17 protein-coding genes are annotated in these 24,391 nt (G+C 40.4%); 4 read left to right on the top strand and 13 right to left on the bottom strand.

Features of this window, described 5'->3' with window-relative positions; translation table 11 throughout:
* Positions 1 to 2: 2 nt before the first annotated feature.
* From HRI96_RS09465 to HRI96_RS09495, 7 genes are all read right to left on the bottom strand, one after another.
* Positions 3 to 851 carry a carbohydrate ABC transporter permease gene (locus HRI96_RS09465; RefSeq protein WP_210117126.1) on the bottom strand — a complete coding sequence of 283 codons (849 nt, stop codon included), beginning with the start codon at positions 849 to 851 and terminating at the stop codon, positions 3 to 5.
* Positions 844 to 1,770 (bottom strand): carbohydrate ABC transporter permease, encoded by a 927-nt coding sequence (locus HRI96_RS09470; RefSeq protein ID WP_256729210.1) that lies wholly within the window; start codon positions 1,768 to 1,770, stop codon positions 844 to 846. The genes HRI96_RS09465 and HRI96_RS09470 overlap by 8 nt, the downstream gene beginning before the upstream one ends.
* Positions 1,771 to 1,924: 154 nt before the next feature.
* A complete protein-coding gene (locus HRI96_RS09475) occupies positions 1,925 to 3,226 on the bottom strand; it encodes an extracellular solute-binding protein (RefSeq protein WP_210117127.1) in 1,302 nt (433 codons plus the stop codon).
* A 270-nt stretch (positions 3,227 to 3,496) separates the two neighbouring features.
* Positions 3,497 to 5,263 (bottom strand): helix-turn-helix domain-containing protein, encoded by a 1,767-nt coding sequence (locus HRI96_RS09480; RefSeq protein ID WP_210117128.1) that lies wholly within the window; start codon positions 5,261 to 5,263, stop codon positions 3,497 to 3,499.
* A 120-nt stretch (positions 5,264 to 5,383) separates the two neighbouring features.
* Complete coding sequence (locus HRI96_RS09485; protein ID WP_210117129.1) at positions 5,384 to 7,474, bottom strand: CHASE2 domain-containing protein; 2,091 nt, start codon at positions 7,472 to 7,474, stop codon at positions 5,384 to 5,386.
* Positions 7,475 to 7,477: 3 nt separating this feature from the next.
* Complete coding sequence (locus tag HRI96_RS09490; protein WP_210117130.1) at positions 7,478 to 8,323, bottom strand: M48 family metallopeptidase; 846 nt, start codon at positions 8,321 to 8,323, stop codon at positions 7,478 to 7,480.
* 74 nt (positions 8,324 to 8,397) lie between these two features.
* Positions 8,398 to 8,868 carry an SH3 domain-containing protein gene (locus HRI96_RS09495; RefSeq protein WP_210117131.1) on the bottom strand — a complete coding sequence of 157 codons (471 nt, stop codon included), beginning with the start codon at positions 8,866 to 8,868 and terminating at the stop codon, positions 8,398 to 8,400.
* A gap of 1,032 nt (positions 8,869 to 9,900) precedes the next feature.
* On the opposite strand from HRI96_RS09495, the gene HRI96_RS09505 reads away from it, so the two are divergent.
* From HRI96_RS09505 to HRI96_RS09520, 4 genes are read left to right on the top strand one after another with little or no spacing between them, the layout of a single operon-like run.
* The gene (locus HRI96_RS09505; RefSeq protein WP_210117132.1) at positions 9,901 to 10,569 is read left to right on the top strand and encodes a hypothetical protein; all 669 of its coding nucleotides are present in this window, start codon (positions 9,901 to 9,903) and stop codon (positions 10,567 to 10,569) included.
* Between the two features lie 8 nt (positions 10,570 to 10,577).
* Positions 10,578 to 14,135: an SNF2-related protein gene (locus HRI96_RS09510; protein ID WP_210117133.1), complete on the top strand. Its 3,558-nt coding sequence runs from the start codon at positions 10,578 to 10,580 to the stop codon at positions 14,133 to 14,135.
* A gap of 16 nt (positions 14,136 to 14,151) precedes the next feature.
* Positions 14,152 to 15,168: a virulence RhuM family protein gene (locus tag HRI96_RS09515; RefSeq protein ID WP_210117134.1), complete on the top strand. Its 1,017-nt coding sequence runs from the start codon at positions 14,152 to 14,154 to the stop codon at positions 15,166 to 15,168.
* Between the two features lie 19 nt (positions 15,169 to 15,187).
* A complete protein-coding gene (locus tag HRI96_RS09520; protein WP_210117135.1) occupies positions 15,188 to 18,538 on the top strand; it encodes an Eco57I restriction-modification methylase domain-containing protein in 3,351 nt (1,116 codons plus the stop codon).
* Between the two features lie 52 nt (positions 18,539 to 18,590).
* Here the strand turns inward: HRI96_RS09520 and HRI96_RS09525 are convergent, their stop codons facing one another.
* The 6 genes from HRI96_RS09525 to HRI96_RS09550 all read right to left on the bottom strand — a co-directional run bounded on the left by HRI96_RS09525 (position 18,591) and on the right by HRI96_RS09550 (position 24,265).
* Positions 18,591 to 19,538 carry a TaqI-like C-terminal specificity domain-containing protein gene (locus HRI96_RS09525; RefSeq protein ID WP_346267176.1) on the bottom strand — a complete coding sequence of 316 codons (948 nt, stop codon included), beginning with the start codon at positions 19,536 to 19,538 and terminating at the stop codon, positions 18,591 to 18,593.
* Positions 19,539 to 19,604: 66 nt separating this feature from the next.
* A complete protein-coding gene (locus HRI96_RS09530; RefSeq protein ID WP_210117136.1) occupies positions 19,605 to 20,219 on the bottom strand; it encodes a master DNA invertase Mpi family serine-type recombinase in 615 nt (204 codons plus the stop codon).
* 67 nt (positions 20,220 to 20,286) lie between these two features.
* Positions 20,287 to 20,460, bottom strand: a complete 174-nt coding sequence (locus tag HRI96_RS09535; RefSeq protein ID WP_430741163.1) for a recombinase family protein — start codon at positions 20,458 to 20,460, stop codon at positions 20,287 to 20,289.
* Positions 20,461 to 21,072: 612 nt separating this feature from the next.
* Positions 21,073 to 22,128, bottom strand: coding sequence for an NAD(P)-dependent alcohol dehydrogenase (locus tag HRI96_RS09540; RefSeq protein ID WP_210117137.1), 1,056 nt, complete (start codon positions 22,126 to 22,128; stop codon positions 21,073 to 21,075).
* Between the two features lie 359 nt (positions 22,129 to 22,487).
* Positions 22,488 to 23,777, bottom strand: a complete 1,290-nt coding sequence (locus HRI96_RS09545; RefSeq protein ID WP_256729211.1) for a TRAP transporter large permease — start codon at positions 23,775 to 23,777, stop codon at positions 22,488 to 22,490.
* A complete protein-coding gene (locus tag HRI96_RS09550) occupies positions 23,774 to 24,265 on the bottom strand; it encodes a TRAP transporter small permease (RefSeq protein WP_210117138.1) in 492 nt (163 codons plus the stop codon). Before HRI96_RS09550 ends, HRI96_RS09545 begins: the two co-directional genes overlap by 4 nt.
* Positions 24,266 to 24,391: the final 126 nt, after the last annotated feature.

Consider the following 24,391-nt stretch of genomic DNA (forward strand, 5'->3'; position numbering starts at 1 on the left):
TCTTACCCCTTTACCGCTCCCTGCGTCAGTCCGTTTATAACCTTATCCTGCGCTATAAAATAAAAGGTCAGCACAGGCAAAGATCCTACCAGTATGGCCGTAAGCACGGCCGGAATATTTATCGTCTGAAATCCGTAAAAATCGCGCACTCCGAGAGAAAGCGTTTTTCTTGCAGGCGTGTCTATCAAAACAAGCGCATAAATAAATTCATTCCACATGTTAAGAAAAGTATACACGCCTACGGTAGAAATTGCAGGAACAGAAAGCGGCATGATGATCTTTCTGTAAATAAGGAATTTACCGCCGCCGTCTATCGTTGCCGCTTCTTCAAGTTCTTTCGGGCATTCTTTAAAAAATTGCGTCATAATAAACACGGAAATCGGAATATTAAACGAAACATAAGGGCCTATAAGACCTATTAGATGATCGTAAAATCCGATCTGATGGCTCAATGTATAAACCGGAATAAGCGTCGTATGAATAGGGATCATCATTCCCGCAATGACAAGAAAATAAAGCGGTTTTGCGATCTTTATTTCAAAACGTGCAAATATGTAAGACATGAGCGAGGCCACCGTGATCGTAAGCAAAACACCGCAAACGCTCACGATAAGACTGTTTATAAAATATCTTAAAAAGGCGGGAGCCAATACCAAGACGTAGTTTCCTAAATAAATTTTTTTAGGAATAAACCAAATATTCTGCATGTATTCCGGAAGGCTCTTAAAACTGTTAAACAGAAGAAAAAGCAGAGGAAATCCTGTTATTATTGCGATTACGATACAGAACAGATAAATAAAACGTGAAAAAATAAAATCACCTAAAAACCACTTTTCGCCGTTTTTACGCATGTGCCTTCTCCTTTTTTATTTTTTCCTTGTGTTCCTGAGTCAGATACAAAAAACAACAGGCAAAAATAAAACATACTATAAACATTGTTCCGGCAATGGAAGATGCGTAGCCCATGCTGAATTCTACAAATCCTTTTTTGTACATGTAGGTAGCCATAAGTTCGCTTGCGCCGTTGGGGCCGCCGCCTGTCATAATGTAAATAAGGTCAAAGTATTTAAGCGAACCGACCATAGACATAACGGCCGACGTTCTCAACGTAGGAGAGATCATGGGCAAGGTTACGTGAACGAAGCACTGCCAGCGGCTAGCTCCGTCAATGCGTGCCGCTTCGTATAATTCTGTCGGAATATTGGCAAGTCCGGCCTTTAAGATGATCATGTAAAAAGGAATAAACTGCCAGCATATTACGAACAACACGGCCGGCATCGCAGTGCGTGTATCGGCAAGGAAGCCTATGACTTTGGACCCCAGCCCTAAAAACTTCATCAGATAAGCTAAAATCCCGAACATAGGATCGTAAAACAGCTGCCACATGATACCCGTAGCGACGGTTGAAAAAAGCATGGGTAAAAAGAATACCGTTCTAAAAAATTTTGTTCCTTTTATTTTTGAATTCAGCGCCATAGCGATAAGCAATGCGCAGGGAAGTTGAATGCAGATCGAAGTGACGACTAAAATAAGATTGTTTCTTATGGCGACCATCATGCTGGGATCTTTTACAAGCTTAAAATAATTTTCCAAACCGATAAAAGGCCGGACGTCGCTTATTCCCGTCCATGAAAGCAAACTGTAATGAAAAGTTTTAACTATTCCCAAAAGATTGTAAGTTCCGTAAATCAAAAAACCGGGAACAAGACATGCAATCACAAATAAAATTTCTTTTGTGCGGTTAATTTTTGAATTATATACACCGGCCAAGCTTTCTTCCTTGTGCGGCAAAATTCGCACGCATTTTATGCAAAATCTGCAGTATACAAACGCCGATAAAACCGGCTTTTTCAAAGCGGCGCATGCGGCCAACACGCCCTGCCGCGCGTTTTTTGCGCGGCAGCATCCGGTATTTTTCGGATTTTTATTTCTTTGCGGGACCTAAAATTTCAACCGCTTTTGCTTCTACTTCACTAGCGGCCTGTTCGGGAGTCATAGTCAAGCCGAACAGAGCTTGGGTTGTGTTTTTATGAACTTCGCCTAAAGCGGGCGGCAAGTACTGATCATAAAAATTCTGCATGTATTTTGCACCAATGAGAACTCCGTACTGCTGTTTTACAAGAGGATCCTTTATGTCTACGCCCTTGACGCCGGTATTCATACTTGAACCGTTTGCCATATCCTGTCCGTACGCGAGATCCGAAATCGCGACCAAAAGACCGAAAGCTTCATCAGGGTGTTTACACGAAGAAGAAATGTGAACTGCATTTCCACCGCCGACAATTTCATCCGCAGAACCTTTTGCGCCTTCGATTACAGGGAATTTAAACAGGCCGAGGTTGTTCTTAAAGAAATCAGGAGCTTCGGAACGGCAAGCGCCCAAAAGACCGTTTGTCTGAATTATGTGTGCAGCTCTTCCGCTGTAAAAAAGCATACGAGAACCGCCGGTGTCGTAATTAATGCCGTTCATTCCTTCAGGATAGTATCCTTTTTTAACCCATTCCTGAATTTTAGCACCTGCTTTTACAAAACTTTCGTCGGTAAAATCAGCGCCGTTTCTCGCATACGCCTTTGTAAACGTTTCTGCTCCGCCGTAGCGCATGGAAAGATAAATAAAGGTTATAGCGCCTGGCCATTTGCTTGAGTTTCCGAGCGCAATAGGAATAATTCCGTTTTTCTTAAGAACGTCGCAGTTGTTTTCAAATTCACTTAAGGTTTTAGGAACCGAAAGGCCATATTTTTTATACAGCTCGGCATTGTAATAAACGGACGAAGGTCCGCATACTACAGGCAAACCGTAGTAAGAGTTTCCGATCTTTCCCATGGAAATACCGGGTAAAAGATAATTGTCGGCCACTTTTGTTATCCTATCGCTTATGTCAAGAACTTTGCCTGCCTTTACAAATTCTTCAAGCCAGCCGCCGCCCCATGTGACAAATACATCCGGCGGATTCCCGCCGCCCATGGCCGTCTTAAGTTTCGTTTTGTACGGATCGTTTTCAATAGCCTGTTCAATGACTTTTACATTCGGGTTTGCCGCATGGTATCTGTCAATCGCAGCCTTTACGGCCGCATGACGGGTAGCGCTAGTTCCTATGTGCCACAAGTTCAACGTGATCTGCTCGCCTGAAGCGGATCCTCTCTTAGGCGCTTCTTTTGTGCCGTTCGCCGCAGCAAGACCGGCCGCAAGGATAAGCACTGCCAAAATAATTCCAATTTTTTTCATGTTACCCCCTATAAAACTGCATAGCCGCAGGAAAATTTGAGTTTTCCAAGACGGCGCAATCCGTGCGCACCGCGCACATACAACCTTAGTAAAGTGTAAAAGTGAAATTTTCATATGTAAAGGCACAATTTTTTACCGAATAAAAAGTGTATGTTTGTGTTGGGATAAAAAACGGTTTAAGGGGCTGTCCAAAACTTTAGCGCTTTGATGTTTTTCTTAATTTTGTTCCAAACTTTTAGTGTGTCAAATAAATTTCGAGTCGGATAGGATTTACCTGTAGACCTTAGGAGTTTTTCCCGTAACCCGTTTAAAAGCCCGCCTAAAACTTGAGGCGCTTGAGTACCCCACGGCAAACGCGACATTTTCAATAGGATCGTTTTTTACCGCCAGCAATTCGCAGGCTTTTTCTATCCGCTTTTTTTCCAAATAATCTGCAAAATTCACACCGAGTTGCTCTTTGTAGATCATAGAAACATAGCTTTCGGACACTGCAAATTTGTCGCTCACCATTGTAAGGCAAAGCCCCGTCTGGCTATAATTATCATCGAGATAAGATTTTATCTTTTGTGCAAGATCCTTGCGTTGCATGTTTTTTTTCCTTCCGGCATTTTCACATAAGGATTCGCAAATATTCAGCAGCTCGTCAAAATATTTTCTATGATCTTCGGGCGGCAAAGAATAATTTTTAAGAGAGTCCAAACGCCGAGCGCTTACGGTTTCAAGCGCTTCAAACGACATGAGCGCCGCACAAATTTTTGCGTTCAGCTCTGAAAACTTTGCGGCGTCGCAAACCCTGTTTTCAAAATTTTCTTTTTCAATCATGAGCACTATCGATTTTGCAGCTTCAAAGTTTCCCGATCTTATATTGCTGCATAAAAACGCTTCGAGCACTTCAGGATAAAACAGATCTTCTTTTCTGACGGCGGTAATGCTGTCGAACAGCCTTTCAAACAGTTTTTCAAGGCTTGCCATATCGCGAACTTCATGCCCCGCCCCGTGCGTATCGGCAAAGTAATGCGATTCAAGCGAATCAAAAATGTCTTTTACGGGCTTTCCTTTTTTTACGGCAAGGAAGGAAGATATAAAAAGCCCGACGGCAACAGTGAACATGAGCATAAGGATTAAAATCAGCCTTAACCTGTTGAATTTGTTCAACAAGCGATCGGAAGAAACGGCAAGAACATAACTCCAACCGTACTGTTCCGACTGAGTATAAATAATCCAAAGTCCTCTGCCCATTTTCATGTTCCGCCTTTGCGAAAGGTCAAGCGTCTGCAAAAGATCGCTTCGCGACATAAAATCTTCAGACCAAAGAACATGCGACATAGGCGTTTCGCTTTTATTTTTGATTTCGTCTACTAGAAAAAAGGAATAAGAACCGTATTCTTCGGAAAAATCAAGTATGTTTTTCATTGCGCCGCTTGAGATATTGCACACTACCGTTCCGCAATTTTTACCGTCCCTGTCTACGCCGAACGGCACTATGTAATCTATTCCCGCCCTGTTAGGCAAAAAGAACGGCAGTTTTTTATCAGAATTGCAATACTGATCTTCCCAAAAGGAATATTCAATGCCGAAATTCTTAATATACCCGGTAAAATCGTCAAACGAATAAACTCCCCTCTTATAAAGAACTTTTTTAGGACGGCGCAAAATCACATATGCCGATTCCAGCAAGTCATTGCCGCGTGCATCGATAATATCGGCAAGCGATTCCAGCGTTTTAAGAAGGACAGGATCGTCGGCGTTTTCTATTCTATCCGTCTTTATCAATTCGTTGAGATCCCTATCGCACACCATGTATCCTGCCAAGGTCTGAATGGAATCCATGCGCAGATCCATGAGCTGTTTTGAATGATTCAAAACAGTCATGTTAGAAATCATCACATTTTCAGTTATAAAAGAAAACGTAAACTGCAACGCGATAAGCACAAACGCTATGGGAATCGTCAAAACCGAAACGTAAGAGATAAGGAACTGCATAATCGGGCTTGCAAAATACGCCCTTTTAAAAAAACCGCCTGCCGCTTTTTTCATATATTCTTGTATATCTTGACGAGTTATAACTCGCTGTATTATCGCAAGTTACAACATCGCATTTTAGCGGCTCATGAGCCGCAGTCACCTCTAAGAACCGCAGTTTTTAGAGGTTCCGTCTTATTTTTCAGTACTGTGCCACACTCCGTCCCATTGATCATTCGGGTTCTCCATGAGAATTCTGCACTTTTGCGCGTAGGATCTGCAAGGACCGTCTTCGCCGCAAAAGCGTTCGAACAATAAAAGAGAATCGGAAAATCTTCCGGAATAAAAGAGATCTCTTGCCTTATCGAAATTTTCAAAAATTTCGAATTTTTTTTCAAACTCGCTCATCTCAAGCGGTTCGAATACGGTAACGGCTTCTTTTTTCCCGACAACAGCCACACGGGCTAGTTCCCGCCAATAAAGGTTACATCCGAATTTTACGGCCGCATCCTTTGTAGCCTTTGAACACATCGTGTAAGTACCGAACTGTTTGTTAAGCCCTTCCAGTCTTGAAGCGAGATTTACGCTGTCTCCCAGCATAGTATAATCAAACCGGCTGTGCGACCCCATGTTTCCCACTACCGCATAGCCGGTATTAAGTCCTATCCGCTGATAGATTTGCCCGCCTGAAAGTTTTGCAAGATCAGCTCGCATCAGGCTCAATTGCCTTTGACATTGCATGGCGGCGTCTACGGCTCTTAAAGCGTGGTCTTCTTCATCGGCGGGCGCGTTCCAAAAGGCTATAATCGCATCTCCTTCATATTTATCTATCGTTCCGCCCGTATTCAAAATAATATCCGTCATTGCCGAAAGATAAGTGTTTAGGAATTCGGTAAGAGCTTCAGGGGAAAGTTTTTCAGAAACGGAAGTAAACCCCTGTATGTCCGAAAAATAAATGCTTATCTCCCGCTTTTCGCCGCCGAGCTTGAGTTTTTTAGGATCCGTTATAAGCTGTTCGATTACAACGGGACTTAAATATTGGCTGAAAGCTGATTTAATGAATTTTTTCTGCCGGCCTTCAAAAACATAGCCTAAAAAAACCTGTGTGCCAAAAGAAAGTATAAAACCTGCCAAAGGAGCGGCGAGTAATATCCATAAATTGAAATAAAACAGAACAAATGAAAGCGAAATGATCGCCGCCGCGCCTAAAAAAAGAGCCGCCGCCGCTATCACAGGCGCCGTTTTTTGATTTTTTTGTCTGCCGGTAATGTCAAGCACCATAGCTCCTGCAAAACACACCGCAAACAAATAGATGAGGTTAAGCCACGCCGGAATCTTTTTTACAAAACCGCCATTTAAAATGTTGTCGTAAGCGGTTATGTGAACGCCGACACCCGGATACACTTGCGACACGGGCGAAGAACATATATCAAACAGGCCGGGAGCGTAATAGGCCAAAAACACGGCAGTATTCTTAAAATTTTCAGGCGGAAGAATGGGCTCTTTACCCGCCAAAAGAGCGTCGTAGCTTTTTAAAATATCACAGGCTCTGTAAGGAAGATAGGAATCGATATTTCTTTTATATCTTAGCAAAACGGTTTCGTCAGGAAGAAGCGGCGAATTTTTTTTAAGCGATGAAATTGCTTCAGCGACAGATTTTTTGCCTGCCCTTTGCTCGCCGATCACAAACGGCGCCGCTCCCAGCGAAGGATATTCAACTCCGTTCAAATTAAAAGACAGTCTTGTCCGCCTTATAACGTCGTCGCCGTCCTTTGCGCTTATGATATTTGCCAAAAGCGCCGCGGAATTTTTAAGGCTTTCGACCGGAAACAGCGCCTTATAGCCTTTTTCGCTTTCGGCGCTTGCAGATCCGCCGCCCGAAGCCGTATCCGCAAACATAACCTGAACTACCCTGCCGTTTTCTCTGCACGCAATAGCGAAATTTTCATCGTCGGCAATTCCGTAAACCGAAGGTTCCGTATAAAGAACGTCCAAAAGCACGCAGGCGGCATCTCCCAATGTCATATATCTTACGATATCGCCGTAGGCCGAACGCGGCCACGGCCATCCCCAGCCTTTTTCTTTTTGCGCCCAATCAATGCTTGCCTGGTCGACTGCAATAAAGCAAATTTCATCGGACGGAGGCGTTCTTTCGGGAGTTAAAACCGTCCTGGCGTCATAGGCTTTATTTTCGGCAAACGTAAAAAAACCTGAAAAATGCAATAACGAGCATAAAGCAAAAACTCCGATAAAGACCGCTACGTTTCTCTTTTTTAATTTCTTCATATTTTACAAAAACTCTTTTATGCGCTCAAAACGCCCCGTTCTGATCAAGCGGGCTTCATCGTCAGAATATTTTTCATACTTGCCTTTGAGATTTTCCATGCGGGCTTCGGGCGAAGGATGAGTTTTTGAAAATCCCGTCGTCTGTCCCTTTTCTTTTTCCTTTAAAAGTTCAAGCATCGAACGCATGGCGTTAGGATCGTAGCCTGCGGCTTTTAAAAGCAAAAGAGCGTTTTCGTCGGCCTCATATTCTTGTTTTTTCGAATAACCCGAATTTACCATAGTGCTCACTATGTCGTTTACGGTATCGTCAAATCCCGCTACGATTCCGGCCAATTCTCCGGAATTTACGGATACGGTAAGGGCGGCTCCTGCGGTTTTTAAAACAGCGTCCGTAGCACGGCTGGATCTGATCGCCTTTATGCTGTGCCGCAGCTGTATGTGAGATATTTCATGAGCAAGGACTGCAGCCAATTCGTCTTCGGAATGAGCGCAGGATATGAGCCCCCTGCTTACCATGATGTGTCCGCCTGAAGTTGCAAAAGCGTTTACTTCGTCCGTATCAAGGATCGCGACCCGGTAGTTTTTGTATAATACGGGCCTGTCGGAATTAATTGAAACGGTATTGCATATTTCGTTAAGATATTTTTGCGCCTTTGCAGAATCAAAGACCTTATAATTTTCAAGAATATTACCGGCAACGGCACGGCCTATATAGTATTCCTGTTCGGGAGTAACGGTTTCTGCAGCCTTGCCGATAGCGGCGGCAGATGAAGATACGGAAGACGCAATATTAGGATCGACAATTCCTGCCGATCCCGCTGCTTCGGCTGCGGCGCTCGCAATGTTCATAACGGAACTGCACGAGTTTAAGATTAAAAGTCCGCTTAACAATAAACAAACGGTCAAGATAAACGCATTTTTTTTCATTCCCCAGCCCCGTTTAATTTTCCTTTAAGTATGAATTGAAAAAGATCCGAAGAAGAAAGCTCCGCATTTTCCATTTTGTCCACAGCGGCGTAGTCGGCCTTTCCCGATTTTTTGTATTCGTTTTCCACTTCCTCACTGAACCCCTTACCGGCGAGCGCAAGTTCTTTCGCATCTGCGGAAACACGGTTGCCTCTTGAAACGATCTTCTTTTTTGTGAGCGCCGAACTTTGAAGCCAGCCTGAAACATCTTTTGCTGCGGCGCCTTGATCTTGAGGAGAAACTTTTATCCATTTTCCGTCTGAAGAAAGAACGTCCACTCTGTCGCCGTATAAAAGAGTTGCGACAGTTTTTGAAAAAAAGAAAGTGTTTTCTTTGAGCTGCGCCTTTTGTGCGCATATGTACATCGTTTCCGCGCTCAGGCATCCGCACAAAAAAAGAAACACAAGCACGGCAGATTTTTGTTTCATATAAACTCCCGTAAAAACAAAAAAGAAAAAAATCAAGGAACGCCCGAGCACAACGGACGGTCAACAAATCGGCAAACGATCATTCAATCGTCCGTAAAATTTCCTGCGCTAAAGCGTTTTTCCAATGAAGATATAAAAATACTATATTGAATTGATAAATATGTCCAGTTTCAGAGTGATTTATATCAAGGCAGGCGGCAGGAACCAAGCTACAAAAATGCTTAACAGCATAAAAGGCTAGCCTCCCGGCAGCGATCCGCCGCAATAAACGAAGGTTTAACTTCGACCACTGAATAAGCGCGGTCTCGTTAAACGGCGAGTTTGCTGTGCAAACATCGCAAATTAACGTATCCGCTATTGCGCACGAATTGCCCAGCCCCTAAATCTGAAGATTTAATCACTGTGCAATTTTAAGGAAGGGTTAAAAGCCGCTCACAGCGTCAGCGCCGGTTTACGCTTTTGTCCAGTCTTCCACTTTTATCCAAGGGATTCTTCCAAATTCGTCATAATTATTTGTAACAACCGTAAGATTCCTTGTCATTGCCGCAGGGCTTCAGCATGAGAATTTATATTCCCAAAAAAATAACCGTTACCGGAAAAAATCGGCTGCATTCCCGGCAGTCGTCCTGCCGTTTGCGCGGGGAACTTCGCGCTCGTTACAAGTGCCGCTGCTGACCGTAATCGTGAAATGCTGATTAAAGCGAGGAGCGCATATAATCAGCGCTTCCTTTTGTTTCTCATAAGTCTCGAATTTATAACTAGACTTATTACGAAACAAAAGATTTCAGAGTGAGCACTGAATAATCCGCTTTCGGATTATTCAGTGCTTTCATATTATCGGACTTGAGCGAACTTTTTTTGCCAAAAAGTTCGCTTGCCATTCCTTATAGTGCGGCATTGCCGAAACCTGCAGTTCAAGATAAATTACTAATGGATGCAACGCGCTCCATAGACATAAAGATTTCATCCACAACTGCTTAGGTTTTAAATTTGCTTATCTTGTAGTATACTGTGATTATCAGTGAGACAGACATGGCGAATTCAAAAGATACGATAAAATTTATTTTGAATGATCTTACAAGCGTCCATGAAAACCTTCTGGCACTATCGGAAGATATTTGGGACAGCATAGACCATAACGACAATCAAAAACTCGAAGAAGGCTGTTTGTTTAAAAAACAGTTCAATGCGCTTCTCGATAATTTTGAACACAATGCCGAAGAAATAAGCGCTCTCATTTCTCAGTTTACAGGGATAAAAGAAGAACCGCCGTCCGGCATTAAAGCCCCAGCCGAAAACAAACGGATCATTGCCGAACTCGACAAGTCCGAGCCGCATTCGCTCAGCGAAAATTTTACTTACAAACGACCGTATGCATTCGTTTTGGAAGAACATGCATATACGGAGCTTATGACATGGAAAGATCTGTATATACAGGTGTGCCGGCATCTTATTGCAAAGGATAAAAACAGATTCGACAGCCTTGCCGATAATGCTGATTTTATCAGCACACAAAACAGAAAATATTATTCCGAAGATAAATCCGCTTGCCGTACACCCTGCAAAATCACAGACAAAACATTCATCGAAGTAAATTTATCCGCCAATCATTTTGTAAAACTTATAAAAGAATTGTTCGAATATTTTAAAATCGACGCCAAGTCTATGAAAATATATTTGCGGCAAGATCGAAATGCCTAAGGTAAAATATGCAAAGTACACTGATTGACAATTCCGAACATTTGAAATTGGTTAATACACTGAAAGAATTGATTAAACTATCCGACATCACACACATCGACATTGCAACCGGTTACTGGGATATTCTGGGAACACGGCTTATAACGGAGGAGCTGCGCGCATTTTTGGAACGCTCGCCGGATACGCACGTGCGCCTTCTGATCGGGAAAGACCCGTATCTTTTTGCACAGTATAATGCAGATCCGAAATATAAAGGCGCAGAGTATCCGCAGGATTTTATCAGAACCGACCTTGCCGATTTAAAGGTAAAAGAAGAATACATTCCTGCTGTTCGGTTACTGCTGGACTTTTGCAAGGAGCAGCATGAGGGACAGAAAGACCCTAAAATAGAAATACGCATTTTCCGCGGTATGGGCGACGATAGCAGACAACAATTTTTTCATTCAAAGTGCTATATCTTTTACGGGGAAGGAAAGGCTTTCGGCATTATCGGCAGCAGCAACTTTACAGGAAAAGGGTTACAAGAAAATTCCGAACTGAATTATTTGGAGACGGTGCCCCAGATTATCACTGCAAAACCGGATGGAATAAACCGGTCGAAAGGGCATATCTCATGGTTCAATGAAAAATGGGCTTTAGCTTCGGATTGGACAAAAGCGTTTTTGGAAGAGGTTTTAAAACCCTCCGCATTGGGAGAAAAAGCGGCATTTCTATCAAAGTCTGGAACCGAGAATTTTATTATGCTTTCTCCCGATGAAATATATATAAAATTTCTTATCGATCAATTCGCAGAAGTTGTTGATTTGGATGGGAAAATTACATCAAATGATTACATGCCGCATGATCCCGATTTTAAAAAATTGATTTACCAGCAAGAAGCCGTCAACCAGGGGCTTGCCATTATGAAGCGGCACGGCGGTTTTATCCTTGCCGACGTAGTCGGTCTTGGAAAGACTTTTACCGCATTGATGATTGTAAAGCGGCATTTATTGGAAACCGGATTTAAGACCCCCATTTTGATTATCTGTCCGCCGGCGATTAAACAAAGCTGGAGCGATTCAATCGAATACTTCGATAAAAACGAAGTCTCTAATAAAAAAATAAAACCGCGTATCATTCTTACGACAATCGGTTGTCTTGAAGATGCAAACGAAAATAGTGAATATGTTGCTGAAGACGATTTTAATGAAACCTTTAAAAAGGCCAATTACAGTATGATAGTTGTAGATGAAAGTCATCGATTCAGAAATAACAAAACAATTATGTATCAAAAACTCGATGATTTAATCGGTTCCATAGCTCCCCAGCCTTATGTAATTCTCCTTTCGGCAACTCCGCAAAACAATAAACCCTATGATTTAAAAAACCAGATTTATTTATTTCAACGAGAACATAATAATTCAACTTTACAAAATCTCGGAAAACATGAAAATAAACTTGAAAATTATTTTGCCGAAAAACAACGGAATTATGAAGAATACATCAAGAAAGATAAGCGAATAAACGGTAAAAAGGTTCCGAAAACAAAAGAGGAAGCGGCAAAAGATAAAGCGAATCTCATTGCAGACAATGAAGATATACGAAAACGTATCGTTGAGCCGTTAATAATAAGACGTACGAGAACGGATATTGAAAAATATTATAACGACGATATGAAAGCACAGGGCTTGTGTTTTCCGAAAATAAAAGATCCTGTTGCAATCCCTTACGAAATGAAAGGAGATCTTGCCGGACTTTTTAACAATACGATAAATATTATTGCACCGCAAGTAAGCAAAATAGAGGCCGATGAAGATGGAAATCCTGTCATTGATTTCGGCACAACTGAAGGCAAAGACGGACTCGGCTATTACCGATATAGAGCTATCGAATTTCTTATAAGTGAAGAAAACCGTAGACAGCATGAAGTAAACAACTTAACGGTAGAAGATACGTCCCAACGCCTTGCACAATTAATGGAACTACATCTTGTTAAACGGCTAGAGAGCAGTCAGGCAGCCTTTAAGGAATCACTGCATAATCTTCGCCGCTATACTGAAAATATGATCAATATGTGGAATGAAAATCGTATTTTTATCTGCCCAGATTTGGATGTAAATAAAGAATTAAATGATTCATCTATTAAAAAAAACGGAAGTTTTGCCGCCTGTCTGGACATAATTGCAAACAAAGCAAAAAAAGCTAATAAAAAAAAGTCCGATTCTGAAAATATCGGAGCGAATCGCGAATACAAAAAAAACGATTTTGATAAAAACTATATCGAATTGCTGCAAAACGACTTGCGTTTAATCAATAATCTATGTGATCAATGGGACAAGCAAACGGATGATCCGAAAATTGAAACATTTATACGAAAATTTGATAGTTTGTTTTTTGATAAAGCAAAAAATCCTTTTCAAAAACTTATCGTTTTTACGGAATGTATTGCCACCCAGAAAACGCTTGTTCAAAAATTAGAAAACTGTGCGAGTGAATTCAACATCCTTTCAATTACTGCGGAAAACAGAGATCTTATGAAAGATACTGTCGCAGCAAATTTTGATACAAATTATAAAGGCAAAAAGCGCGATGACTATCAAATCCTTATTACTACCGATGTCCTTTCCGAAGGGGTAAACTTACACCGTTCAAATTCCATTTTAAATTATGACTCACCGTGGAATGCAACGCGCCTTATGCAGCGACTTGGACGTATAAACCGAATCGGCACGAAAGCCGAAGAAATATGGAACTATAATTTTTATCCTTCGACATTGGGCGATAATCAGATTAATCTTAAAAACAGAACATATATAAAACTTCAAGCTTTTCATGAATTATTCGGAGAAGACTCTCAAATTTACTCAACCGAAGAAGAAATTAAACATTTCGATAAAGTGGACAGGGAAGAAGCGAATACTGCCGAAACACCGATCATGCCGTTTATTGCGGAACTTCGTAAATTTAAAAAACAAAAGGAAGCGGAATACAATCGTCTTGCAGGTATTACACAAAAAGCCATCTCTACAACTCATAGCGGCACAAAACAGTTTTTTGCAAGCCTCCACGAAATGAACAAAAACGGTGAAGGATACAATTCTTTTTTATTTATTGTGAATAAAGAAAATGAAACGGTAACAAAAGTAGGACAGTTGGAATTTTTTGAAACATTAAAACCGCTCATAACATCTGAGGCACAATCCACCGCAATAGCGCCTGCTGCAATAACAGCGTGTCAGGAAGCGGTTATGGAATGCTACAACAAAGACAAACAAACCGCCGCATTGACCGTTAGAGGAAGAAAAACGAAACACGCAAAAGAGATAAACCAAGCACGGGCTAAAATACAAGCATTATACACACACGTTAATTCTGAAAAATTGCGCGATATGCTCAATGCCATTTCCGATGCGCTCATACACCATAATGTTACAGTAGCAAAACAAGTTTTAAAAACGGATTTTGAAGCTAATGCGTTATTTGATAACAAAGATTCCATCATTACAGCGCTTTATCAATTGGCACGTCAAAATAAACCTGCAACCGATACACATACTGAGTTATCAATAGCACTTATTACAGAATAAAGAGAGAAGAACCGGTATGACAGAACAAACAGATGAAATAATTATTTATAATACTGAAGACGGTAAAACCAATGTAAAATTATATGCGCAAGATGGAATGATATGGATGAATCAACAGCAAATTGCTTTACTTTTTGAAAGTTCCAAACAAAATATCAGCTTACATATTGCAAATATTTTTAAAGATAAAGAACTCGATGAAAAAGCAGTTGTCAAGGATTACTTGACAACTGCTTCCGATGGGAAAAATTATAAAATCACTTATTATGCACTTCCCATGATTTTAGCTATCGGATTCAGAGTCCACAGTAAACGAGGAACTCAATTTAGAATTTGGGCAAATCAGAATTTAACCGAATTTTTACATAAGGGTTTTGTAATGGACGATGAGCGTCTAAAAAATCCGGATGGGCGGCCTGATTATTTTGATGAACTATTAGAACGTATTCGCGATATACGGGCTTCCGAAAAACGGTTTTATCAAAAAGTTCGAGATTTATTTGCCCTTTCTTCGGATTATGACAGCTCTGATAAAGCAACTCAAATTTTTTTTGCATCAACGCAAAACAAACTCATTTATGCAGTTACACATAAAACTGCGGCCGAGCTTATATTAAGCCGTGCAGACAGTTCAAAACCCAATATGGCATTAACGAGTTGGAAAGGCCGTATAGTTAGAAAACAGGATATCTATATTTCAAAAAATTACCTTACAAAAGACGAGCTTGATATATTAAATCGAATTGTCATTATTTTCTTAGAGACGGCTGAATTACGTGCAAAAATGCATAAAGATTTGACAATGCATTATTGGAAAGATAACTTCGATAAGATTTTGATTGAGAATGGCTTTTCACTCTTAAATGATAAAGGCGCTCATTCTCATCAGCAAATGGAAAAGAAAGTCGAAGCCGTATATCTTGAATTTGATGCCAAACGTAAAGCTTTTTATGCTGCGGAAGCAGATAAAGCGGATGAGCTTGAATTAAAGGCTCTGGAGAATCTGGAAAAAAAACTAAAAGCAAAGAAATAACATTGCTAAGGAGCACACCATGGCAGACTTTCGTACCATTTTTGAACAAGCCTATCCCGGGAAAGATAAGATATATGAAGAGATCATTGTCCCTATTTTTACAAAAGCAAGGGATTTACGAAAAACGGCACCGCTTGCATTGGCAGAAACCGATAAAAAAATCATTTCGCAGGCAGTAATCATAGCGCAGGTTACAGGGACGTTTCCCATAACATTTGCCGATGTAGAAGTACAGTCGTCAGTACACCTCAAACGCAACCGTGTCAGCATTCAGAATTGTATCCGCAAAATTATGGAAGATAATACTTCTGCGCTTATCTTTTTTCATTTCGCTGATAATCAGGATGAATGGAGAGTAAGTTTTGCATATCGTGCCGACACAATAAAAACAAGTACCAGTGCAAAGCGATATACCTATCTTTGCGGGATAGCACATCCCTGCCGTACTATTGCAGAGCGCTTTCATCGTTTAGCAAAACAAGCCGATGCTGCTGATATAACAGCCGCAGATATGCTGGAAGCATTCAGTGTAGAGGCGCTGAGTAAGGAGTTTTTTGCCGAGTATAAGGTTTTCTATGAAGATTTTGTGCAGTATATCACAGGCAAACGTTATATCAAAGCAAAAGGGAAATTGGGGTATGAAAATAAAACGATAGCTGGAACAAAAGCACATACGAAAATTTTTGCAAACTTCAAAAAACTCAGCGAAGGAGATGAACAAAAGGCAGAAAAGAAAGTCCGCGATTATATTAAAAAGATGATGGGGCGGCTCGTATTTATTCAGTTTTTGCAGAAAAAAGGATGGCTTGGCTGTTCGGACGATAATTGGAATGACGGCGATCGGGACTATTTGCAGCACCTTTTTGAACAATCGAATACGGAACAACAAGAAAATTTCCTTTCTGCCGTGCTTAATCCGCTCTTTTTCGGTATGTTGAATACCAATCCCGAAGATCGAACGCAGCATTTTAAGCAAAAAGGCTGGGATGTAACGCTTCTTGATCTCTTTGGCAAAGTACCGTATTTGAACGGCGGGCTCTTTGAAGAGGATACGGAAGACATCGTACCCGTTGTATTTCCGGCTGTATTGTTCGGTAATCCCAAGCAAAAAGAAACAGGGAGAACTTTTCGTGCTACAAAGAATTCCGATTATCCGTATGATGCAAGCTGCGGTCTTTTGGATTTTTTTGCCCGTTATAATTTCACCATTGACGAAACGGATCCTGAAGATCGGGAAGTCGGAGTTGATCCTGAAATGCTCGGGAAAATTTTTGAAAACCTTCTGGAAGATAACAAAGATAAAGGCGCCTTTTATACTCCTAAAGAAATTGTACAATATATGTGCCGCGAAAGCCTGATCGCATACCTTGGCGAAGAAACACGGGATGAATCTGCAATGCGTGATTTTGTTTTAAAACACGAAATCGCTAAGATAAAGGATAAAAATGCGGTATTGTCGGCACTTAAAACAGTGAAAATTTGCGACCCGGCAGTCGGATCGGGGGCATTCCCGATGGGTATGCTGAATGAGCTTTTTGCGTGCAGAATGCTGCTGGAAGGAGATAGTACCAACGAAGAAAATCGATCACGAATTAAAAAAGAAATTGTGCGCGAAAATATTTATGGTGTTGATATTGAAAAAGGTGCCGTCGATATTGCTCGTTTACGTTTTTGGCTTGCAATTATCGTTGACGAAAAAACGCCTATTCCACTCCCTAACCTTGATTATAAAATTATGCAAGGAAATAGCTTACTGGAAAGTTATGAGGATGAAGATCTGAGTAATCTTACGCGGAAAAGCGGAGAGCTTTTTGACAGTGAAGAAATGATTAAGGAACTTGTAGACGCTATTAATGGATACTATATTCCGAAAGATAATATTGCTAAATCTAAAATTCGGAAACAAATAAAAGAAAAAGTGATCCTACTTCTAAGAGAACGACAGCTTCCACCCCAAATAATTAAAGCACTTGAAGGAATCGATCTGCATAAAAATAATAAGTTCTTTTTATGGCATACTTGGTTCAGCGATGTGTTTAACCGACCCTCAAAACAAGGCTTTGATATTGTGATTGGGAACCCGCCGTATATCCAATTGCAAGATGATAATGGCAAACTGGCAAAAATATATAAACCGATGAAGTTTAATACTTTTAATAGCATGGGCGATATTTATCAGCTTTTTTATGAAACAGGTATTAAGCTGCTGAGAAAAAGCGGGCACCTTTGCTATATCACCTCAAATAAATGGATGCGGGCAGGGTATGGAGAAAGCAGTCGTAAATATTTTGCAGAATATACTCAACCCAAAATTCTTGTTGATTTAGCCGGTGAAAAAGTTTTTGAAAATGCAACCGTTGATGTAAATATTCTACTGTTGCAAAAGGCTGCGTATACGAAAAATACCTGTGCTTTGCGGGGCGGATTGGATTGTTTAGAAAATAGGAGCGATTTTGATGATCTAGAAAATACGACCGTAAATATCAGATTTCCTCACAACGCCTCATGGGTTATTTTAAGTCCAATAGAACAAAGAATAAAAGAGAAAATTGAAAAAGTTGGAGTACCATTAAAAGATTGGGATATCCAAATCAATTATGGAATAAAAACAGGATGCAATGAAGCTTTTATTATAGACAAAGCAAAAAGAGACGAACTTATAAGACAATCGCTTAATTCTGTCGATATTATACGCCCGATATTAAGAGGCAAGGATATTAAAAAATATGGGTATAGTTTTGCTGAATTATATCTTTTATTTATCCCATGGCATTTTCCACTTCATAATAACAAAGACATAGTAGGAGCTTCGCAAGAAGCAGAAAAAATTTTTCAACAAGAATACCCTGCGATTTATGATCATTTATTACAATATAAAACACAACTTTCCAACCGTAATAAGGCAGAAACCGGTATACGATATGAGTGGTATGCTTTACAAAGATTTGGTTCAAATTATATGGACGATTTTAATAAGCAGAAAGTAGTTTGGAAAAGAGTCGGTTCTATTTTACGTTTTGCCTTTGATGATAAAAAGCTTGCTGTATTGGATAGTACATGTTTTGCAGCTGGAAATTATGCAAAATATTTAACCGGTATATTAAATTCAAATATGGGTAAATATATGTTACAAGAATCTCCAACTACAGGAACCGGTGATTTATTAATTAGTGTACAAGCGATTGAGCCTTTAAAAATACCTATCCCGAATATGACAACTAAAAAATTAATAGAAGATAAAGTTGATAAAATTCTGCAATATAATACAGATTGCGATATAGATATAAATCCAGATATTTATTCTATGTATGCATTATCAAATGAAGAAATTACATTCATTGAAACTTTCTTAACGGCACCCACAAAATAATAGGTATATCTTTTTTTAGCAAATGATTTATAAAATCATTTGCTAAAAGTAATTAATTGCTATTTTCGATAAAATCACATTCATCATTAGTTAGACCATAAAGTTCATAAATTTTATGGTCAATTTTCTGTGATAGTTCTGTAATATTTTTAGATTCCAAAACTTCATCAACAAGAGTTTTTATCTGTATATTTTCTTTAATGCAGGGGAAATCTTCAAAAAATGTATGTTTCATTCTTACACCGCTTTCTCCCAGAAGCCCTCCACCATAGAAATATTTAATTGCAAAAAAGAAAAGTTTACTGTTTAAGATACCTACTAAAAACTTAATAGCCTTGCCGGTTATAATTCTGCCAGTATCGTTACAAAAAAATTCCCCTTTGGTATCAAGCATAAATTGTCCTTCTTGTACAATTTCTTGAAAGATAATCTTTGGTTTAGAAAAATCGTCCCAATAAGCTATACTGTCTTGCAGTTCAAACCATTTATTATGAGTTTTTTTTCTGCTCCCTTTATTTCCCGATTGTTCTAGGCGCCTTTTACCCCAGCAATCTGTTCCATACTTTGATAAATGTTCATTGTCTGTTTTCCCAAAATTCAATAAATAATTTTTTATAGCCGGATAGTCATCAATATTATATTTCTTACTAGGGAAAGTAGCGATTAAATACAACTCTGCAAAATCGTAGCTATAGCGCTTTATATCTCTGCCGCGAAGAATCGGGCGTATAATATTGACACTTTTAGGACATTTTTTTATAAGTTCATCACGCTTTTCCTTGCTTATGATAAATGCATCGTTACAGCCGGTTAAAATACCTCTATATATTTTTATATCCCAATTTTTAAGAGGTGTTCCAGCTGCTTCAATTTTCCGTTTAATTCGCTGTTCTATGTCTGATAAAATAACCCAGCTGTTGCCGTTTTTAGGAAATACAATTGAGTGCCCATCAAAATCGCTGAAAAAAAGTGGACAGTAAATGGCAAGAAAAAACCGAATAAAAACTAGCCGTTGTAATTGCTAGAGCTGCCAGAAAATGGCAGCTCTAAAATATCAGCATTCGACCTATTTCGATGTTATTGGATTTTTAATACGCTCTTTGATAAACTTATCAACTGTTATACGATGTACGTCAAAAATCCTTCCGATGGCGGCTTTTGAAATTCTTTTATTGAGCAATGCTTCGATCTCCTGCTCTTTTCCACTTAATTTCAACAATGAGTTTTTCCGCCCCTTAGGCCTTCCCAATACGACACCTTGTGTTTTCCGTAAAGCAAGGGCCTCTTTTGTACGCTGACTAATAAGTTGCCGTTCAATCTCTGCTGCAAGCGAGAATGCAAAAGCAAGAACCTTTGAGTTGATGTTATCTGCAAATTCAAAGTTTTCTTTAATTGAAAAAATACGGACATGTTTTTCGATACAAGCATTCAAAAAACTCATGACATTTAAAAGACTTCTGCCTAGCCGGGAAAGTTCCGGTACAATAAGTAAATCATTTGCATGTAACCGTTCACTTAAAGCGCCGAGCTTACGATGTCCAATAGAAATTCCTCCTGACATGACCTCTTCGACAAACTCAGCAATAGTAATGTGCCGTTCTTCAGCCCAACGGCATACCTCAAACCGTTGATTTTCCAGCGTTTGTTTTTCGGTACTAACCCGCAAATATGCGTATATCATAGATGACCTCCAATTTGCAGTATACGCATTACGGCGGCAATTAACCTTACATCTCAACAATTCTTTTCTATTTCAAAAGCTCGCCTAGCTTGCGCTTATCGTAGTTTTTGCTGCCGCTGATGGTCTCTTCAATCCAGCCGTCGATGCTAAGATTTTCCCGTTTGCAAAAGTTGCTGATTTCGAATTTTTGGTTTTCAACCGTTTGCTTATCCGTGCTTACTCTGATATAACCGTATGTCATTTTTCCTCCACAAAGTCGATATGCTATGCCTGCCGAGCGCTTCTAAAAATCCGGCCGTTTTTAAAACACTCTATTGGGAAATTGGGGATGTCTCAAAAGTTTGTTACTTTTTCGCCATCCCGTCGAGTTTTAAATTAAGTCTTTGTATCGTAATGACTTAATTTAAAACGTCGCATCCCAAATTAAGGAAACTGTCCAAAAACTGAAGTTTTTGGACAGCCCCAGCTTTTTCTTAGATGTATTTGCGATGTTTTTTTTAGAGAGGAATACTGTACAAAAAATCAATTGTCCGTGATTATGATAAAGATAAAAAATGAAATAATATATGCGATGGACGTTATATACGGGGATAAGGATGGCACAATATGAGCATTCACCGGTATTGCCTTATAAATTTCGTAACGTTTGCCGCCTGAAATTTATCACAATCGCCGTTTGCCGTAAACCGCACTTTTCGAAACCGTCAGGAACCGGAAAACAAACGAATTCGGCTTCCTCTAAACATCTCTGAAAATGAGCACATAAAAAAGGGCTGTCCTTCGTGAAGCTTTGAATAACTTCCGGAACAGCCCCGCATTTGTTTGCCTTATATTAATTTATTCCTTAATTTATTTAGATAACGACAACCGGTTTTATAAGATCTTTCGGTTTATCCTTCATAAGCATAAGAGCATCTTCAATGTGTTCGAAGCCCTTAAATTTATGAGTGAGCATCTTTGAACAATCCAGACGTCCTGTTACCATGAGGGAAGAAAGTTTTTCGACTCTAAGCCGTCCGCCGGGCATAAGTCCGCCGACTATAGTTTTGTGTCCCATTCCGCATCCGCTCTGAACTCTTGAGAACCTTACAAATTCTCCGGAACCGAGATAGTTTACGTTTCCGATTCTTCCGCCCGGTTTTACCATCTTTATAGCCTGATCGAAAGTGTCGCAATCTCCGCCGGCTATAATCACTTTGTCAACGCCTTTTCCGTGCGTCTTGTCCATAACCTGCTGAACGATATCGCCTTCCTTATAGTTAATGATATCCGTCGCTCCGTATTCTTTTGCGAGTTTGCAGCAATCGGGACGTGAGCCTACGGCAAACAGATGTGAAGCGCCTCTGAGAGTTGCGGCGGCAACAGACATAAGACCTACAGGTCCTATTCCGACTACGCAAACTTTATCTCCGTATTGAACATCGGCAAGTTCGGCTCCGTGGAATCCAGTCGGAACCATATCGCTTAACATTACAGCCGGAGCAGGATCAAGACCGTCAGGCAAAAGTCCCAAGTTCGCATCAGCTTCGTTTACGTGGAACAATTCACCGAAAACGCCGTCTTTAAAATTCGAAAATTTCCAACCAGCAAGCATTCCGCCTGAATGCATGGAATATCCGCCCTGAGCTTCCAAAGATCCCCAGTTAGGCGTAATAGCAGGAACAAGAACCCTGTCGCCGCGTTTAAGGGTCTTTACAAGGTTACCTACTTCGACAATTTCTCCTACGGCTTCATGCCCGAGGATCATATCCTTTCTTTCGCCCAGTGCGCCTTCCCAAACAGTGTGAATATCGGAAGTGCACGGAGAAACGGCAATAGGCTTTACGATTGCGTCAAGAGGACCGCATTCGGGATCTTTCTTTGTAATCCAGCCTGTTTTACCGATACCCAACATTGCAAAACCTTTCATTTCAACCTCCTAAAATACTATATATGTATCAGTTTACACCACAAATTTCCATAAAGCAAGAAATATAATGATTGAATTTGTATTAGTTTGAACTATTTTTTTAACCGGGTGAACCGCTTATTGTACCTGCGTTTGCAAAAATAAGATTTTAAAATATGCGGATAACAATTCTTATTCATTTGGAATGGGCAAAGTAAATATTATGTACAACCAGTCGGAAATATCAAGATTTATTCGGCAAGAAATGGAAGATCCGGCGAAAGCCAATACATAGTAAACTGCTTCTGCGATACTCAAGCGGGCAAAAATCGCTATCTACGCCGTTTCGCATTATATTACAAAACGGCGTATTATTGCTTTTAAAACAAATTGGGAAATAATGACGCAGGAATCATCAGCCAAAAATTCGGAAACAGCGCCAGCAGCACCAGAATCACAAGCGATGAAACAAAGTACGGCAGACAGCCTCTAAAAGATCTTTCAATGCTGAGATTTCCTATCGAAGAAGCCAAAAGCAAGCACAGACCGTACGGCGGCGTCACCAGTCCGAGAGAAAGAGTACAAACCGTGATCAAGCCGAGCATTATCGGGCTGATCCCTAAACTGACGGCAGCAGGCAAGATAATCGGGACAAATAAAATTTCTGCCGGAACCGCGTCCATAAATGTGCCTACAAACATAAAAAAAACGATCACGACAAAGAGAAAGAATATTTTCCCGCCGGGAAGCGCAACAAAAAAGTTACGGATAATCATATTAAGCTGGTAATAGCTTAACAGTTCGCCGAGCGCATTTGCACAGGCAAGGGCAAAAAGGGAAAGAGAAGAAAGTTTCATCGTTTCGATAAGAATATGAGGAAGCCGAGAAAGTTTAATCGATTTATAAAAGAAAATGCCGATGACGAGAGCGTACATACAAGCAAATGCGGCAGACTCCGTCGGGGTAAACCAACCGCACACGATTCCTCCGATCAAAAGAATAGGTGTAAAAAGCGCCGGTAAAGAAATCGCAGTTTGTTTAAGAGCGGCCATTAGGGGAACTTTTTCGCCGATAGGGAAATTCTTTTTCTTTGAATAAAACTTTACAACCAGCATCATTGCAAGTCCGAGTAAAATCCCCGGAACAACTCCCGTCATAAATAAAGCACCGGTACTTACGTTTGCAACGCCGGCGTAAACTACCATGATGATACTCGGTGGAATAATCGAACCGAGCGTTGACGACGTTGCTGTAACACCCACAGTAGTTTCCATATCGTATCCCTGTTTGTCCATAGCAGGAATAAATACTTTTCCTACACCGGCAGTATCAGCCTGCGAAGAGCCGGAAATTCCCGCAAATATCATCGAAACTAGGATATTTGCATATGCAAGTCCGCCGCGAAAACGACCGACAAGTGCGGTGCAACAATCTATGAGCTTATCGGTAATTGCCCCTTCATTCATAAGGTTTGCGGCAAGGATAAAAAGCGGAACCGCAAGCAATGTAAAACTGTTAAGGCCGTTGAACATCTTGCTGAACACAACGGCATTAGGAATTTGAGGCAGAGCAAAAATTCCCGCAAACGAAACGACGCCCAAAGAAAACGAAATCGGAACGCCTATAGCTATCAGCACAATAAATAATACTACCAACAACGCTGCCATCATTTTGCTCCCTTTTTATAATTTGCCAATGAAACACAATCCGAAACGATACTGTCCAGCAGATAGATTGAAGATGTAATTCCCGCAATAGGAACGCAAATCCACGTAACGCCGCGTTTGAATTCCGGAATATTAACCCACGTATAATTCCAAAACTGCTTTGTCAGTTGAGTACCGTAATACGCCATTAAAATGCAGAATATCATCATGATACCGGAAATAATGATGGACAATTTTTTTACCGATTGCGGATTTTTTAAAGAGTCATTCAAAGCCGTAAAAGTGAAATGTTTTTTTTCATATACCATGGCGCTGGCGCCCATAAATACAGCCCAAATAAAAGAATACATTTCGACATCTTCCGTCCACGTAGCAATGATTCCAACATATCGCGTAAACATCTGCACTACCACGGTAATAAGAAAAAGCAAAAGGAAAAGCCCTCCTATGAGGATTTGAATCTTTTGCATACCGGCAATAATTTTTCTCATATAATTTCCTAAAATTTTATAAACTGCATCACTCCGAAAACCTTCGGCCTTCAAGAGTGCCGCATTTCATGCGCATTTTGCGCAAAGCTGATAAAATGAGTTTTCGAAAGAGAACTCGGAGTTTAA

Origin of the sequence: Treponema parvum (assembly GCF_017893945.1) — a bacterium.
In the GTDB taxonomy this organism is placed as follows: Bacteria; Spirochaetota; Spirochaetia; order Treponematales; family Treponemataceae; genus Treponema_D; species Treponema_D parvum_A.

What these genes read in the sequence shown, in the direction of transcription:
- HRI96_RS09550 (WP_210117138.1), bottom strand. Translation starts at nt 24,265, where the DNA reads ATGAGAAAAATTATTGCCGGTATGCAAAAGATTCAAATCCTCATAGGA.
- HRI96_RS09540 (WP_210117137.1), bottom strand. Translation starts at nt 22,128, where the DNA reads ATGAAAGGTTTTGCAATGTTGGGTATCGGTAAAACAGGCTGGATTACA.
- HRI96_RS09535 (WP_430741163.1), bottom strand. Translation starts at nt 20,460, where the DNA reads ATGACATACGGTTATATCAGAGTAAGCACGGATAAGCAAACGGTTGAA.
- HRI96_RS09485 (WP_210117129.1), bottom strand. Translation starts at nt 7,474, where the DNA reads ATGAAGAAATTAAAAAAGAGAAACGTAGCGGTCTTTATCGGAGTTTTT.
- HRI96_RS09475 (WP_210117127.1), bottom strand. Translation starts at nt 3,226, where the DNA reads ATGAAAAAAATTGGAATTATTTTGGCAGTGCTTATCCTTGCGGCCGGT.
- HRI96_RS09465 (WP_210117126.1), bottom strand. Translation starts at nt 851, where the DNA reads ATGCGTAAAAACGGCGAAAAGTGGTTTTTAGGTGATTTTATTTTTTCA.
- HRI96_RS09480 (WP_210117128.1), bottom strand. Translation starts at nt 5,263, where the DNA reads ATGAAAAAAGCGGCAGGCGGTTTTTTTAAAAGGGCGTATTTTGCAAGC.
- HRI96_RS09545 (WP_256729211.1), bottom strand. Translation starts at nt 23,777, where the DNA reads ATGATGGCAGCGTTGTTGGTAGTATTATTTATTGTGCTGATAGCTATA.
- HRI96_RS09505 (WP_210117132.1), top strand. Translation starts at nt 9,901, where the DNA reads ATGGCGAATTCAAAAGATACGATAAAATTTATTTTGAATGATCTTACA.
- HRI96_RS09520 (WP_210117135.1), top strand. Translation starts at nt 15,188, where the DNA reads ATGGCAGACTTTCGTACCATTTTTGAACAAGCCTATCCCGGGAAAGAT.
- HRI96_RS09495 (WP_210117131.1), bottom strand. Translation starts at nt 8,868, where the DNA reads ATGAAACAAAAATCTGCCGTGCTTGTGTTTCTTTTTTTGTGCGGATGC.
- HRI96_RS09510 (WP_210117133.1), top strand. Translation starts at nt 10,578, where the DNA reads ATGCAAAGTACACTGATTGACAATTCCGAACATTTGAAATTGGTTAAT.
- HRI96_RS09490 (WP_210117130.1), bottom strand. Translation starts at nt 8,323, where the DNA reads ATGAACATTGCGAGCGCCGCAGCCGAAGCAGCGGGATCGGCAGGAATT.
- HRI96_RS09515 (WP_210117134.1), top strand. Translation starts at nt 14,152, where the DNA reads ATGACAGAACAAACAGATGAAATAATTATTTATAATACTGAAGACGGT.
- HRI96_RS09530 (WP_210117136.1), bottom strand. Translation starts at nt 20,219, where the DNA reads ATGATATACGCATATTTGCGGGTTAGTACCGAAAAACAAACGCTGGAA.